Source organism: Variovorax sp. Varisp85 (genome assembly GCF_047304045.1).
In the GTDB taxonomy this organism is placed as follows: domain Bacteria; phylum Pseudomonadota; class Gammaproteobacteria; order Burkholderiales; family Burkholderiaceae_C; genus Variovorax.
Genome location: NZ_JBGLYN010000073.1, coordinates 1 through 14,133, shown reverse-complemented (window position 1 = coordinate 14,133; position 14,133 = coordinate 1). Strand labels below are relative to the sequence as shown.

The 14,133-nt window shown below is 65.9% G+C and carries 17 protein-coding genes and 1 tRNA gene; 11 read left to right on the top strand and 7 right to left on the bottom strand.

All coding sequences use genetic code 11. From position 1 onward, the window contains the following. Nucleotides 1–124: 124 nt before the first annotated feature. Nucleotides 125–2,986, top strand: coding sequence for a DUF349 domain-containing protein (locus tag ACCC97_RS23720; RefSeq protein WP_413335398.1), 2,862 nt, complete (start codon nt 125–127; stop codon nt 2,984–2,986). Between the two features lie 90 nt (nt 2,987–3,076). Here ACCC97_RS23720 and ACCC97_RS23715 read toward each other — a convergent pair whose 3' ends face one another. From ACCC97_RS23715 to ACCC97_RS23695, 5 genes are all read right to left on the bottom strand, one after another. Further along, nucleotides 3,077–3,868 (bottom strand): zinc-dependent peptidase, encoded by a 792-nt coding sequence (locus ACCC97_RS23715; protein WP_413335396.1) that lies wholly within the window; start codon nt 3,866–3,868, stop codon nt 3,077–3,079. 14 nt (nt 3,869–3,882) lie between these two features. Next, nucleotides 3,883–4,671, bottom strand: a complete 789-nt coding sequence (locus ACCC97_RS23710; protein ID WP_413335394.1) for a UDP-2,3-diacylglucosamine diphosphatase — start codon at nt 4,669–4,671, stop codon at nt 3,883–3,885. Then, complete coding sequence (locus tag ACCC97_RS23705; protein ID WP_007836899.1) at nt 4,668–5,180, bottom strand: peptidylprolyl isomerase; 513 nt, start codon at nt 5,178–5,180, stop codon at nt 4,668–4,670. The genes ACCC97_RS23710 and ACCC97_RS23705 overlap by 4 nt, the downstream gene beginning before the upstream one ends. Before the next feature lie 26 nt (nt 5,181–5,206). Then, the gene (locus tag ACCC97_RS23700) at nt 5,207–5,803 is read right to left on the bottom strand and encodes a peptidylprolyl isomerase (protein WP_007836898.1); all 597 of its coding nucleotides are present in this window, start codon (nt 5,801–5,803) and stop codon (nt 5,207–5,209) included. Between the two features lie 76 nt (nt 5,804–5,879). Beyond that, entirely contained in the window at nt 5,880–6,470 is a 591-nt protein-coding gene (locus tag ACCC97_RS23695; RefSeq protein ID WP_007836897.1) for a tetratricopeptide repeat protein, read from the bottom strand. A gap of 203 nt (nt 6,471–6,673) precedes the next feature. Between ACCC97_RS23695 and cysS the strand changes: the two genes are divergently transcribed. From cysS to ACCC97_RS23665, 6 genes are all read left to right on the top strand, one after another. Then, on the top strand, nt 6,674–8,050 hold the full coding sequence (cysS, locus tag ACCC97_RS23690) for a cysteine--tRNA ligase (protein ID WP_007836896.1): 1,377 nt from the start codon (nt 6,674–6,676) through the stop codon (nt 8,048–8,050). A gap of 17 nt (nt 8,051–8,067) precedes the next feature. Beyond that, nucleotides 8,068–8,718: a DNA-3-methyladenine glycosylase family protein gene (locus tag ACCC97_RS23685; protein WP_007836894.1), complete on the top strand. Its 651-nt coding sequence runs from the start codon at nt 8,068–8,070 to the stop codon at nt 8,716–8,718. A 16-nt stretch (nt 8,719–8,734) separates the two neighbouring features. Continuing rightward, nucleotides 8,735–9,715 carry an acetyl-CoA carboxylase carboxyltransferase subunit alpha gene (locus tag ACCC97_RS23680; RefSeq protein ID WP_413315413.1) on the top strand — a complete coding sequence of 327 codons (981 nt, stop codon included), beginning with the start codon at nt 8,735–8,737 and terminating at the stop codon, nt 9,713–9,715. Nucleotides 9,716–9,730: 15 nt separating this feature from the next. Further along, entirely contained in the window at nt 9,731–10,708 is a 978-nt protein-coding gene (gene tilS, locus ACCC97_RS23675) for a tRNA lysidine(34) synthetase TilS (protein WP_413335392.1), read from the top strand. Nucleotides 10,709–10,763: 55 nt separating this feature from the next. Further along, nucleotides 10,764–12,032, top strand: a complete 1,269-nt coding sequence (locus tag ACCC97_RS23670; RefSeq protein ID WP_007836888.1) for an aspartate kinase — start codon at nt 10,764–10,766, stop codon at nt 12,030–12,032. Nucleotides 12,033–12,058: 26 nt separating this feature from the next. Next, nucleotides 12,059–12,151: transfer RNA gene (locus ACCC97_RS23665), tRNA-Ser, on the top strand. Here ACCC97_RS23665 and ACCC97_RS23660 read toward each other — a convergent pair. Together ACCC97_RS23660 and ACCC97_RS23655 are read right to left on the bottom strand one after the other, a co-directional pair. Then, complete coding sequence (locus ACCC97_RS23660) at nt 12,119–12,484, bottom strand: hypothetical protein (protein WP_413335390.1); 366 nt, start codon at nt 12,482–12,484, stop codon at nt 12,119–12,121. The genes ACCC97_RS23665 and ACCC97_RS23660 overlap by 33 nt on opposite strands. Nucleotides 12,485–12,567: 83 nt before the next feature. Next, nucleotides 12,568–12,753, bottom strand: coding sequence for a hypothetical protein (locus tag ACCC97_RS23655; RefSeq protein WP_413335388.1), 186 nt, complete (start codon nt 12,751–12,753; stop codon nt 12,568–12,570). A 113-nt stretch (nt 12,754–12,866) separates the two neighbouring features. Between ACCC97_RS23655 and ACCC97_RS23650 the strand changes: the two genes are divergently transcribed. From ACCC97_RS23650 to ACCC97_RS23635, 4 genes are all read left to right on the top strand, one after another. Next, nucleotides 12,867–13,160, top strand: coding sequence for a single-stranded DNA-binding protein (locus ACCC97_RS23650; protein ID WP_413335386.1), 294 nt, complete (start codon nt 12,867–12,869; stop codon nt 13,158–13,160). An 11-nt stretch (nt 13,161–13,171) separates the two neighbouring features. Further along, nucleotides 13,172–13,366, top strand: coding sequence for a hypothetical protein (locus ACCC97_RS23645; RefSeq protein WP_413335384.1), 195 nt, complete (start codon nt 13,172–13,174; stop codon nt 13,364–13,366). Between the two features lie 133 nt (nt 13,367–13,499). Next, on the top strand, nt 13,500–13,640 hold the full coding sequence (locus ACCC97_RS23640; RefSeq protein WP_413335382.1) for a hypothetical protein: 141 nt from the start codon (nt 13,500–13,502) through the stop codon (nt 13,638–13,640). Further along, the gene (locus ACCC97_RS23635; RefSeq protein ID WP_413335380.1) at nt 13,637–13,789 is read left to right on the top strand and encodes a hypothetical protein; all 153 of its coding nucleotides are present in this window, start codon (nt 13,637–13,639) and stop codon (nt 13,787–13,789) included. The genes ACCC97_RS23640 and ACCC97_RS23635 overlap by 4 nt, the downstream gene beginning before the upstream one ends. Nucleotides 13,790–14,133: the final 344 nt, after the last annotated feature.

Below are 14,133 nucleotides of genomic sequence, written 5' to 3'. Positions count from 1 at the left end.
GACCCGTGTTCGCTACCGTTTCAGGACGGAATTCAGCGGCCAACCGCAAGTGGGTGAAAATATCGATGTGCGCCGGCCTTTGCCGGCGCCTTCGCTTTCTCTACCAAGACAACGATTTCGCGCAGTGACCTCTACTTCTTCCAAGCCACACGACCTTCAGGCCCTCGACACGCTCACCGGCGGCGCCTTCACCGCGCCGACCTCCGGAGAGCGCGCCGCGCGCATCCGCGACTGGCTCGCGGGCAACCCCGCGCCCGAGCTGATGCAGGAGGTCTTCAAGGAGCTGAGCGGTCGCGACAAGGGCGCCGCGCGCCTGCTGCGCGAAAAGCTCGACGAACTCAAGCGCGCCAAGGGCCAGGAAGCCATTGCCGCCGAATGGGCGCAAAAGGCCGAGGCGCTGCTGGGCCAGTCCAAGCTCAACATCGCCGATGCACTGGCCTGGCAGCGCGACGCCGCCAAGGCCGGCGCGCCGCTGTCGCGCGAACCGCTGGCTGGTCTAAAGGCCAGGCTGGCCGAACGCGTCAAGGGCATCGAAGACCTGCAGCACCGTGCCCAGGTGCACCGCGAAGCCGCCGTGCTGCTGGCGCAGCGCTTCGAGGTGCTGTCCACCAAGGGCTGGCAGGATGCCCAGGCGGCCGAGGAATCGCTGCGCGCCGATGTGACCCACTGGCAGCAGCAGGCGGGCGAGATCACGGCCGATGCCAACTGGACCAGCCTCGACGCCAAGTTCGCGCCGCAGCTCGAATCGTCGAAGTCGCAACTGCTGGTGGTGTCCGATGCGTTCCACAGCGCGCTGGCGCAGGCCGTCGCGGCCGCGGCCGATGCTACCGCACCGCTGCCGCCCGTGCCCGTGTGGGCCGATGAATTGCGCGCTGCGCGCGGCGAGGTCGTGGCGCCAAAGCCTGCCGCCCCTGCTCGCCCCGCTGCGCCCAAGGTCGACCCGGCCGTGCGCGCCGCTGCGCAGGACGCGGTGCAGGCCGCGCTTGCCAAGCTCGAGCAGGAAACCGCCGAAGGCCATGGCAAGGCCAGCGCCGGTGCGGCTGCTGCGCTGCGCGCCGTGCTCAAGGAACACGGCAAGCTGGTCGAGGCGCCGCTCGAAGCCCGCGTGCATGCCGCGCTGGTGGCCGCTGGCGAACTCGAAGGGTGGCAGCGCTGGAGTGCCGACAAGGTGCGCGAAGACCTCGTCGCCAAGGCCGAAGGCCTGCTCAAGCGTCCCGAGGGCCAGGCCCTCGGCGGCCGCAAGATGCAGGAAACCCTGCGCGCCCTGCGCGACCAGTGGAAGCAGGCCGACCAGGGCGGCGTGCCTAACCACGCGCTCTGGAAGCGCTTCGACGAAGCCTGCAACGAAGCCCACAAGGTGGTCGAGGCCTGGCTCGAGAAGGTTCGCGCCGATGCGGCCGAGCACCGCGCGCACCGCGTCGCGCTGATCGAAGAAGTCAAGGCCTGGGCCGCCGAACATGCCGGCGCCACCGACCTGAAGGCGCACAACCGCGCGCTGCACCAGTTCGCCGACCGCTGGCGGGACGGCGGCCACGTGGGCGAGAAGGTGTTCGCCGAGCTGCAGTCGCAGTGGAACGAAGCCTTTGGCGCGGCCCGCGCACCGTTCGAGGCCGCGCAGAAGGCCAGCGTCGAACGCCGCCAGGCGATGATCGCCGAGGCGATCGAACTCGGCGCCCAGCCGGTGCTGCGCATCGATGCCGTCAAGGCGCTGCAGCAGCGCTGGCAGGCCGAGGCGCAGAGCGTGCCGCTCGACCGCCGCCACGAACAGAAAATGTGGGACGCATTCCGCGCGCCCATCGACGAAGCCTTCAACCGCAAGACGGCCGAGCGCGAAAAGGCGTCGTCCGCAATGAGCGAGCACGACCGCCATGTGCTCGATGCGTCCAAGGCACTCGACGCAGCCAATGCTGGCGGCGACGTGCAGAAGATCCGCGCCGCCATTGCCCGGCTGGAAGCCGCGATGCGCGGTGAAGTACCGCCGCCCGCATCGAAGGCCGAGCAGGCCGCTGCCGCGAGCGACGGTCCGTCGGTTGGCGCGACCGAGATCGAGGCTCCGGGTCAGGCCGCCGCTGAATTCGGCGAAAGCGCGGAGCAGGCGCCGAGCCCGAGCGATGCGGAAGCCTCGCCCGGTACGCACGCAAGCCAGGCGCCTGCCGCTTCGGTCGATCTCGTGGCGCCCGCTGACGGTGCCGATGCCTCGGCACGCGCCGATGGCCCGGCGCATGACGCCGGCGAAGCCGCCGCTGTCGAAGCGCCGGCCGCGGCACCGAAGCCCGCGCCCAAGCCCGTCGTGGCGATGCGCGGCGACGACCGCCCCAGCAGCAAGAAGGCCGAAGCGGCTCCCGCAGCCCGTGGCGCAGGCGGCCGGTTCGGCGACCGGCGCGAAGGCGGTCGGCCAGGCGCTGGTGGTCCGGGCCGCTCAGGCGAGCGCGGTGCTCCGCGCTCGGACGCACGCGGCGATCGCGGCGCACCTGCGGGCCGTTTCGGCGACCGTCCGCCGCGTTTCGAAGACCGTGGCCCGCGTCTGGGCGATGCAGCCTTCCGCGCGCAACGCGAAGCACTCGAACGCGCCGATATGGCGCTGCGCAAGCTTGCCGCGCAGGCACATGGCGAAGCGCTGACGCAGGTGCTGGGCGCATGGGAACAGCGCGACGCCAGCCGCCTGCCGAGCATTCAGGAACTGGGCCGCGCAGTCACGCCCGCTGTGCGCAGCGGCTGGTCGCAAGCCATCGGCTCCGCGCCGACGGCCGCCGCGCCCGATGCCGCCGAAGCGCTGCTGCGCCTCGAAATGGCGGCCGAAGTGCCGACGCCGGCCGAACAACTCGACGCGCGCCGCGCGTTGCAGCTCAAGCTGCTCACGAAGCGTGGCGACCCGGCGCCGGCACAGACCTGGGGCCAGGATGCCGGCAAGGTTCTGGCTGCTGCACACGATGCCTCCAGCGCGCGACGTTTGCAGAACGCACTGAAGGCGCTGCTGCGCAAGTAAGCAGCCGGCCGAAAGTCGCGGCCACGAAAAAAGGCGCCCTTCGCCGGGCGCCTTTTTTCTTTTGGGGCAGCGAATCGAACGCCGAGTCGTTCAGGCCTTCCCGCCGATGAAGAATTCATCGAAAAGCGCGAGCACGCCCGGGAAGTCCCGGGCGAAGTTCGGGCGGTTCACGAAGTAGGCCTCGCACGCCACCGCGAAGAACTCGCTGATCGAGGTGGCGCCATAGGCGTCGAGCCATGGCGGCTCGCCGCCGAAGCGCTCGGCCTTGATGGTTTGCTCGCGAAAATCCTCGTAGGCAGGCTGCAGCACGGCAAGCCACGCCGTGCGGGCTGCGCGCGCGCTGCGCTGGCCCGCAAAGCCGGCGGGCAGCGGCGGGCAGCCGTTGGCGTCGCCGCTGCGCATGTCGATCTTGTGGGCGAACTCGTGGATCACGACGTTGTAGCCGCGCTCGCTGGTGATGCTGCTTGCCAGCACATCGTCCCAGCTCAGCATGACGGGGCCGCGGTCCATGGCTTCGCCGGCGACGACTTCGCCGTACTCGTGCACCACCTGGGCCTCGTCGACAACCTTGCGGCGCGCCACCACCTCGGAGCGGTGCACGACGATGCCGACGAAGTCGTCGTACCAGTTCAGTCCGCCCTTGAGATGCAGCACCGGCAGCACGGCCTGGGCCGCGATGGCCAGCGCGACTTCATTGGTGATGGTGAAGCCCTTGGCGCCGTGGAATTCCTTGTCGCGCAGGAACTCGGCCGTCAGCGTGCGCAGGCGTTGCCGGTCGGCGGCGGGCAGGGCGCCGAGAAAGGCGTAGCGCCTGAGCGCGGACTGCCAGGCGGCTTCGGGAATCGGGGGCAGGGCGCGCAGGCGGCGCAGCCACTTGAGCATTGGCGGCGGCGCGGCTAGCGCAGATCGACGCGCTGCGCGCCGGCGGTGGACAGGCACAGCAGCTGCGCGCGCGGCGGATGCGCTGCCACATCCCAGTCGCTCAGCACGACGCGGTGCAGGCCGTCGCCCAGGTCGTGATCGGCAGGGCGGTGCGTGTGGCCGTGAACCAGCGTGTGGGCGTTCGCCTGCTGCAGCCAGTTGCGCGCGGCGGCGGTGTCGACGTCGGCCCAGATGGCCGAGGGGTTGCGCTTGCGGTCTTCGCTCTGCACGCGCATGGAACGTGCGAGCGCGCGGCGCTCTTCCAGCGGCCTGGCCAGGAATGCGGCCTGCCACTCGGGCGTGCGAACCTGCGCGCGAAACTTGAGGTACTCGGTGTCCTCGAGGCAGAGGATGTCGCCGTGGCTCAGCAGCCATCGTTGGCCGTGCAGCACGAGCACCGTGGGATCATCGAGCAGCGTGAAGCCGCATCGCGCAGCGAACGCGGGGCCGACGAGGAAGTCGCGGTTGCCGTGCATGAAGAACACCGGCAGCCGTTGCGCGGCGCGGCACAGCAGCTCGGCGCACTGTGCCTCGAAACCAGCGGAGTCGAGCGAGTCGTCGCCGACCCATACTTCGAACAGGTCGCCGAGGATGATCAGCGCATCGGCCGGCGTGGTCTGCAGGTAACCCTGCCAGGCTTCGAAGGTGGCGGGCTCGCCGGCTTGCAGGTGCAGGTCGGAAATCAGGTCGACCGTGCGCCACGCAGGCGGCGCCACCAGTTCCTTGAACACCGTTGTTGCGGCCGCCGCCGGGCTCACAGTCACTCGGCGATGACGACGGCCTTCTCGATCACCACGTCTTCGAGCGGAACGTCGTCGTGGAAGCCCTTGCGGCCCGTCTTCACGGCCTTGATCTTGTCGACCACGTCGGTGCCGTTGATGACCTTGCCGAACACGGCATAGCCCCAGCCCTGGGCCGAAGGTGCGGTGTGGTTCAGGAAGCCGTTGTCGGCCACGTTGATGAAGAACTGCGCGGTGGCCGAGTGGGGCGCGCTGGTGCGGGCCATCGCCACGGTGTAGTTGGCGTTCTTCAGGCCGTTGTTGGCTTCGTTCTCGATCTCGGCGCCGGTGGGCTTTTGCTGCATGCCGGGCTCGAAGCCGCCGCCTTGCACCATGAAGCCGGGGATCACGCGGTGGAACACCGTGTTGTCGTAGTGGCCCTTCTTCACGTACGAGAGGAAGTTCTCGACCGACTTCGGCGCCTTGGCGGCGTCAAGTTCGAGCGTGATCACGCCGTAGTTCTTGATGTGCAGTTCGACTTGGGGATTGCTCATGAGGGGACTCCTGCTTGGGAAATGAATTACTTCGCCACCAGCGTGGCGGACTTGATGGTGACGGCTTCGAGCGGCACGTTCTGCATGCCGCCCTTGTTGCCGGTGGCCACCGCGCGGATCTTGTCGACCACGTCGGTGCCGGCGACGACCTTGCCGAACACGGTGTAGCCGTAGCCGTCGGGGTTGGGCGCGTTGAGCGAGTCGTTGTTCTTCACGTTGATGAAGAACTGCGAGGTCGCGGAATTCGGATTGCCGGTGCGGGCCATGGCGATCGTGTATTTGTCGTTCTTCAGGCCGTTGCTCGCTTCCAGCGGAATGGGGGCGCGCGTGGGCTTTTGCTGCAGGTCGGCCGTGAAGCCGCCGCCCTGGATCATGAACCCATCGATCACGCGGTGGAACACCGTGCCGTCGTAGTGCTTGTCCTTGACGTACTGCAGGAAATTCTCGACCGACTTGGGTGCCTTGGCCGCATCGAGCTCGACCACGATGTCGCCAGCCGAGGTGGCCAGCTTGACGTGCGGCGCCGCGGCAGTCTGTGCATGGGCCGTGGCTGCGAACGCGAGGGCGGTGGCCAGCGCGAGTGCGCTGCGGCGGCTGAAGCGGGAGAGGGACTGGATCGTCAAATGAGGCTCCGTGTGCGGATGAGGAAACGGGGCCGCACGGCAGGCACCGTTGCGGCGCCCATGCCGGCGGTGGCGATTACTTGCTGGTGCGGCCGACCGGTTTGCGAATGACCGCCGGCGGTGCGGGCAGGGGGGCGGCCTCGGCTTCGGCCTTCGGCGTGAAGATCTGGCGTATCAGCACGAGCTTGGGCGCAACGCTCGCATTGGTGCTGGCGAACTGTTGCGCACGCACGTATTCCTGGGCAGCGAGACGGGCATACACGTCGCCGAGGTTCTCGTGCGCCGTGGCGTAGTTCGGGTTGAGCTTGATGGCCTGCTCCAGCGCGGCGCGCGCCTGGTCGAACTTGCTTTGCGACGCGTACAGCGCGGCCAGGTTGTTGTAGGGCTCGGACAACTCGGGGAAGTCCTGCGTGAGTTGCGTGAAGGCGGCGATGGCCTCGGCCTGCTTGTTCTGTTCGGTGAGGATCACGCCGCGCAGGAAGCGCATCTGCGGGTCGCGCGGCTTGCCGGCGATGTAGGTGTCGGCCTTGGCGAGCGCCTCGTTCGACTTGCCCTGGCGCAGCATCAGGTTCACGTCGTCGTATTCGTTGGCGTGCGCTGCGGAGCCCCACAGGCTGAACAGCAGTGCGAAGGCAATGGAGAGTCTGGAGAATGCGGCGTGCTTCATGAAGCCTCGGCGGAAATGGGGGAGATGCGGGCTCAGCGGGCTTGGGGAACACCCGCACGCCGCTCGGCAGCAGACGTTTATACTAGGTCGGATTGTAGCCGAGGGGCCATGTCCAACCCCTCGCGACACAGCCCCCGTCACCCCTGAAAAACACCGTCTTTCGCCCGTGCCGCACGTGCGCGAAACGACGCTTTCCGAGCCTCATGAGTCTGCGCATCTACAACACGCTGTCGCGTGAATTGGAGGAATTCTCCCCATTGCAACCGGGACAGGTGCGCATGTACGTTTGCGGCATGACGGTCTACGACTACTGCCATCTCGGCCACGCCCGCTCGATGATCGCCTTCGACGTGGTGCAGCGCTGGCTCAAGGTGAGCGGCTTCGATGTCACCTATGTGCGCAACATCACCGACATCGACGACAAGATCATCCGCCGCGCCGTTGAAAACGGCGAGAGCATCCGCGCGCTGACCGATCGCATGATCGACGCGCTGCACGAAGACGCCGACGCGCTGGGCATCGAACGCCCCACCCACGAACCCCGCGCCACCGACTACATCCCGCAGATGCTGTCGATGATCGGCACGCTCGAGAGGAAGGGCCTGGCCTACCGTGCCGAGAACGGCGACGTGAACTATGCGGTGCGCAAGTTCCCGGGCTACGGCAAGCTCAGCGGCAAGTCGATCGACGAGCTGCATGCGGGCGAGCGCGTGGCCGTGCTCGACGGCAAGGACGATCCGCTCGACCCGGTGCTCTGGAAGAGCGCCAAGGCCACCGAGCCCGACGAGGTGAAGTGGGCCAGCGAATTCGGCGCCGGCCGTCCGGGCTGGCACATCGAGTGCTCGGCCATGGCCTGCGAACTGCTCGGCGAGACGCTCGACATCCACGGTGGCGGCGAAGACCTGCAGTTTCCGCACCACGAGAACGAAATCGCGCAGAGCGAGGGGGCCAACGGCAAGCCGCTGGCCAACTTCTGGATGCACAACGGTTTCATCGTGACCGACAACGAGAAGATGTCCAAGAGCCTTGGCAACTTCTTCCTGATCCGCGATGTGCTCAAGAAGTACGACGCGGAGACCATCCGCTTCTTCGTGCTGCGCGCGCACTACCGGCGCCCGCTCAACTACAGCGACGTCCACCTCGACGATGCGCGCGCCTCGCTCAAGCGGCTGTACACGGCGCTCGATCTCGTGGCGCCGGCCGACGTGAAGATCGACTGGACCGACCCGTACGCCGCGCGTTTCAAGGCCGCGATGGACGAAGACTTCGCAACGCCCGAAGCCGTGGCGGTGCTGTTCGACCTGGCGGGCGAAGTGAACCGCACGCAATCGGCCGCCCAGGCCGGATTGCTGAAGGCATTGGGTGGCTGCGTGCAGATCCTGCAGGACGACCCGAAGGCCTTCCTGCGCGCGGGCGCCACGCTCGACGAGGCCACCATCCAGGGCAGGATCGAAGCGCGCGCCGCAGCCAAGGCCGCGAAGAATTTCGCCGAAGCCGATCGCATCCGCCAGGAACTCCTCGAGCAGGGCATCGTGCTCAAGGATTCGCCCACAGGCACGACCTGGGCGGCTGCGCAGTGAACGGAACGACGAACCCCATGCCCGCCACCAGGAAGACCAGCGTCCAGATCTATACGCCGGACTATTGGGAGGAGGCATGCAAGCACCTTTCCCGGAAAGACCGCGTCATGAAGCGGCTCATTCCGAAGTTCGGCGACGCCTGCCTCGAGTCGCGCGGCGACGCGTTCACCACCCTCGCGCGCAGCGTGGTGGGCCAGCAGATCTCGGTGAAGGCCGCGCAGTCGGTCTGGGACAAGTTCGCCGCGCTGCCGCGCAAGCTCACGCCGGCCAACGTGCTCAAGCTCAAGGTCGACGACATGCGCGGGGCAGGGCTGTCGGCGCGCAAGATCGAGTACCTCGTCGACCTGGCCCTGCATTTCGATTCGGGCATGGTCCACGTCGACGCGTGGAAGGACATGTCGGACGAGCTCATCATCGAGGAGCTGGTGGCCATCCGCGGCATCGGCCGCTGGACGGCCGAGATGTTCCTCATCTTTCACCTGATGCGCCCGAACGTGCTGCCCGTGGACGACCTGGGGCTGCTCAACGGCATCAGCGTCAATTATTTTTCCGGCGATCCTGTGAGCCGCAGCGATGCCCGCGACGTCGCCGTGGCCTGGGCGCCATATTGCAGCGTGGCGACTTGGTATATTTGGCGATCGCTGGACCCGGTTCCAGTCGCGTATTGAACAACAGGAGAAGACGTTGGCGAAACGAACCTTCCTCGACTTCGAGCAGCCCATTGCTGAACTCGAAACCAAGATCGAAGAATTGCGCTATGTGCAGACCGAATCCGCGGTCGACATCTCTGAAGAAATCGATCAGCTCGGCAAGAAAAGCCAGCAGCTCACCAAGGACATCTACAGCGACCTGACGCCCTGGCAGATCACCAAGATCGCCCGGCATCCGGAGCGCCCGTACACGCTCGACTACGTCAACGAGATCTTCACCGACTTCGTCGAACTGCACGGCGACCGGCACTTCTCCGACGACCTGTCGATCGTGGGCGGCCTTGCGCGCTTCAACGGCGTGCCCTGCATGGTGCTTGGCCACCAGAAGGGCCGCGACACGAGGGAGCGCACCGCGCGCAACTTCGGCATGAGCAAGCCAGAGGGCTACCGCAAGGCCTTGCGCCTGATGAAGATGGCCGAGAAGTTCAAGCTGCCGGTGTTCACCTTCGTGGACACGCCCGGCGCCTACCCCGGCATCGACGCCGAGGAACGCGGCCAGTCGGAAGCCATCGGCCGCAACATCTTCGAGATGGCGCAGCTCGAGGTGCCGATCATCGTCACCATCATCGGCGAAGGCGGCTCCGGCGGCGCGCTGGCCATTTCGGTCGGCGACCAGTTGGTGATGCTGCAGTATTCGATCTATTCGGTGATCAGCCCCGAAGGCTGCGCTTCCATCCTGTGGAAGACCAGCGACAAGGCGCAGGAAGCGGCCGATGCGCTGGGCATCACCGCGCACCGCCTCAAGGCGCTGGGCCTGGTCGACAAGATCGTGAACGAGCCCGTCGGCGGCGCGCATCGCGACCATCGGCAGATGGCGGCTTTCCTGAAGCGCGCGCTCAACGACGCGTTCCGCCAGGTCAGCGACCTGAAGACCAAGGAACTGCTGGATCGCCGCTACGAGCGCCTGCAGAGCTACGGCCGCTTCAACGACACCAAGGCCGACAGCGTCAGATAACGCGCGGGCGCTGTCATGAACTCCGCTTTCGAACGCGCCATCGCCGCGTTCGAGCCGGCGCATTGGCCGCTGGCGGTGGGCTTCAGCGGCGGCGCGGATTCAACCGCCTTGCTGGCTGCCTGCGCATCGCGCTGGCCGGGGCAGGTGATCGCCTTTCATGTGCATCACGGGCTGCAGGCTGCGGCCGACGATTTCGAGCGGCATTGCCGGGCGGTGTGCGAACGCCTGGGCGTGCCGCTGGTCGTCCATCGCGTCGATGCGCGGCATGCGCCCGGCGACAGTCCGGAAGATGCCGCCCGCCGCGCCCGCTACGCGGCGTTCGCCGAGATGGCACGCGCGGATGGGGCGAGGGCGGCTGTCAAATGTGTGGCGCTGGGGCATCACGCCGACGACCAGGTCGAAACCCTGCTGCTGGCGTTGTCACGCGGCGCGGGGCTCCCGGGGCTCGCTGCCATGCCAGCGCAGGCGCGACGCAACGGGCTCGACATCCATCGGCCGCTGCTTGCCGTTGCCGGCGCCGACATCCGCGAATGGCTGGCCGGTAGAGGCCTGCCATGGATCGAAGATCCGACCAACGGCGACGCACGCTACACCCGCAACCGGATTCGCTCCGTGCTGCTGCCGGCGCTGGAGCAGGCCTTTCCGCAGTTCCGTACGACGTTCGCGCGCAGCATTGGCCATGCCGCACAGGCGCAGCAGCTGCTGGCCGAACTGGCGGCGCAAGACCTGGAAACCGTGGGCAGCCCGCCGCGCATTGCGACGCTGCAGACGCTGTCGCGCGCCCGCCAGGCCAACGTGCTGCGCCACTGGCTGATGCAGTCGCACGGCTGCGCGCCCAGCGCCGCGCAGCTCGACCAGCTGCTCGACCAGGTCCGCGCCTGCGCCACGCGCGGCCACCGCATCCACCTCAAGGTGGCCGCCGGTTTCGTCGAGCGGCAGGGCGATTGCCTGCATTGGTACAATGTTTCGCCCTCGCCGAAGACTTTGCTCTGACAGCTTGCAGGGCGCCGCCTTTCAAGCGGCCCTTTCCCTTTCTCTGATTTCACCCATGGCATTGATCGTTCACAAATACGGCGGTACGTCGATGGGCTCGACCGAGCGCATCAAGAATGTCGCCAAGCGCGTCGCCAAGTGGGCGCGCGCAGGCCACCAGATGATCGTGGTTCCGAGCGCCATGAGCGGCGAGACCAACCGCCTGCTCGGCCTGGCCAAGGAACTGGCGCCCAGTAAACCCGGCGTGGCCCACAGCCGCGAGCTCGACATGCTGGCCTCGACCGGCGAGCAGGCGTCGTCGGCGCTGCTGGCCATCGCGCTGCAGGCCGAAGGCGTCGAGTCCGTGAGCTACGCGGGCTGGCAGGTGTCGGTGCGCACCGACAACTCGTACACCAAGGCCCGCATCGAGAGCATCGACGACGAGCGCGTCATGGCCGACCTGAACGCCGGCAAGGTGGTGGTCATCACCGGCTTCCAGGGCGTGGACGACGACGGCAACATCACCACGCTGGGCCGTGGCGGCAGCGACACCTCGGCCGTGGCCATTGCCGCGGCCATGAAGGCGCACGAATGCCTGATCTATACCGACGTGGACGGTGTCTACACGACCGATCCGCGCGTCGAGCCCGATGCGCGCCGCCTGACGACCGTGAGCTTCGAAGAGATGCTCGAGATGGCGAGCCTGGGCTCCAAGGTGCTGCAGATCCGCTCGGTGGAATTCGCCGGCAAGTACAAGGTGCCGCTGCGTGTGCTCTCGAGCTTCACGCCGTGGGACATCGACATCAATGAAGAGGCCAAGTCCGGCACGCTGATCACTTTCGAGGAAGACGAAAACATGGAACAAGCCGTCGTATCCGGCATCGCATTCAACCGCGACGAAGCCAAGATCTCGGTGCTCGGCGTGCCCGACAAGCCCGGCATCGCATATCACATCCTCGGTGCCGTGGCGGACGCCAACATCGAAGTCGACGTGATCATCCAGAACCTCAGCAAGGACGGCAAGACCGATTTCAGCTTCACCGTGCATCGCAACGAATACGCGAAGACGGTCGACCTGCTGCAGTCGAAGGTCATGCCCTCGCTGGGCGCGACCGAGATCGTGGGCGACACCAAGATCTGCAAGGTCAGCATCGTGGGCATCGGCATGCGCAGCCACGTAGGCGTGGCGAGCAAGATGTTCCGCGTGCTGAGCGAGGAGGGCATCAACATCCAGATGATCTCGACCAGCGAAATCAAGACTTCGGTTGTGATCGACGAAAAATATATGGAATTGGCAGTGCGCGCACTGCACAAAGCCTTCGATCTGGATCAGCCGAGCGCCTAAAGATGGCATAATCTCGGCTTCTTTCAGGAACTGTGACCGAGTGGCCGAAGGTGCTCCCCTGCTAAGGGAGTATGGGGTGTAGAGCCTCATCGAGGGTTCGAATCCCTCCGGTTCCGCCAATCAAGCCCAGTAGCTTTCGAGCTACTGGGCTTTTTTGTTTCTTGGTCCTGAATGGACGTGGCGACTGAGCGCAGGATGACTTCTAGCTGCGCCTCGTGATAGTCGTTGGTATCCAGTTTTGCGATTAGGCCGTCGAGCATGGCTATCGTCGTGCTTTGGCCTGTGACTTCCGCAAGACGTGCGCGTATGCCTATCGGGCATGGTCTTTCCCCTTTTCGCATCGCAATCAGGTTGGACGCATTCGTGTCCAGTAGCCGCGCCAGTGGGCGCAGGCCTCCGGCTATTTCTTCGGCTATATCGATTGTTTCTTTCAATGAGGTAAATGTTGTCACGATGAGTACACTCCGGTGATTCTGTTGTCATGTCTGACTACGTTGTCGGGCCTGAACACGATCTTAAAGGAGTCACCCTTGTTTTATCGCTGCAACCTGGCTGCGTCTGCCTCCGGCACCAGCACCCAGACGAATCCCTCCGGCGCTATCGGCTTTTCGAAAAGCGAACCGGTTTCGGGCTCGCGTTTGAACACCGTTGCGAGTGCTTGCGCGAAGCCGATGACGGCCATCGCGCAGATGGACCAAAAGAGCAAGGGATTGACGGTCATAGGCCCGCATCGTAACGGCCAGTCCGTGGCCGGCTTCAGCGTCTGACGTTTCACACGATAGCCCTGCGTGCAGGGTCTTCGCGTGCAACGTCGCACGACACAGGAGCCACCACATGATCAAAGTCAGCATCCCCGCAGTCGTCACCCGCAACATGACCGGTATCGGCAAGACCTCTCAGAAGCCTTACAACCTCGAATTTCAGACGGTCTACGTGCACACCATCGGCAAGGACGGCAAGCCCGCTCCCTTCCCCGAAAAGCTCGAAATCATCCTCGACCGCAACGAGCAGGGCCAGCCGCTGGTCTATGCCGTTGGCGAGTACCTCCTGCACCCCTCCAGCTTGTATGTGGACCGGACCGGGAGCCTCGCGGTGGCTCCGCGCCTGGCTCCGCTCACCAAGAGCTGAAGGGGTGCTCCATGCTCGTCACCCCTGACGCGCTGCATGCCGCTCGGCTTGCTCTCCTGTCCGCTGCTGTCGAAGCAGCGTTCAGGGCGGCAGTCGAGGACGGCTATGACGGCCTGAGCATCGAAGCGACCGTAGACGATGGTGTGACCGCCATCGATCTGACGTACACGCAACGCGGCGTGCCCATGGGAGGGCAGTCGCTGTGAAGCCGCTTCCTACTCCGCTCGCCGATCAGTTCAAGAACCCCGCTGGCTTCTGGTACCGCGTGCATCGGAAGTGCAGGCGTGTGCCGGTCCTCAAGGTCAGCAATGCGCGTGACGCGCGCATGGAGCGGCGGGCATGAGCGATACCAAGCTTGAAAAACTCGTGTCGGACCTGGGCCTTATTTCGCTGCTTGTCTTTGCCGTTGCCATCGGCAGTGCCGTCGCATACGGCCTCTGGCAATGGGTGCTTTCGCCCTCCATTCCGCTGTGCCGGTGATGAGTTCGCAGGCCCGCAACTTCCTCCGCCTCCGTTACTGGCTCGAAGCCCGCGACGGAGGCGAGCACCGCTCGCTTTCCCCCTACGAAGAAGTCATCGCGCGCAACGTGCGTGTGCTGGCTGCTGCGCTGATTGAGGCCACGTTGTGAAGCGTGTATCTGTCGCCATGCCGGATGACCTGATTCAGATGGTCGACCGTCTGCGCAGGGAGCGTGTCGGCTCCTATGGCCCCTTTGCTCGTGTGTGGTCGCGTGATGCGATGTGCGCTTGGCTCATTGGTCGCGCCGCTCGCCCGTTGATTCAAGACCTCGAGCGTTTGAATCAACCTCTCGAGAGGGCATCGCAGTGAGCTATCTTGGCGCACGTCAGCACGAGGTCAATGCCGCGCGCGCATCCTCGATGGAAGCGCTGCGCGTGTTCTCGCAGCGCCAGACCGCGCGCGATTTCGAGTCCGCAGAAGCGCGCGCAGCGCGCGGGCTTGTCTCAGTATCAA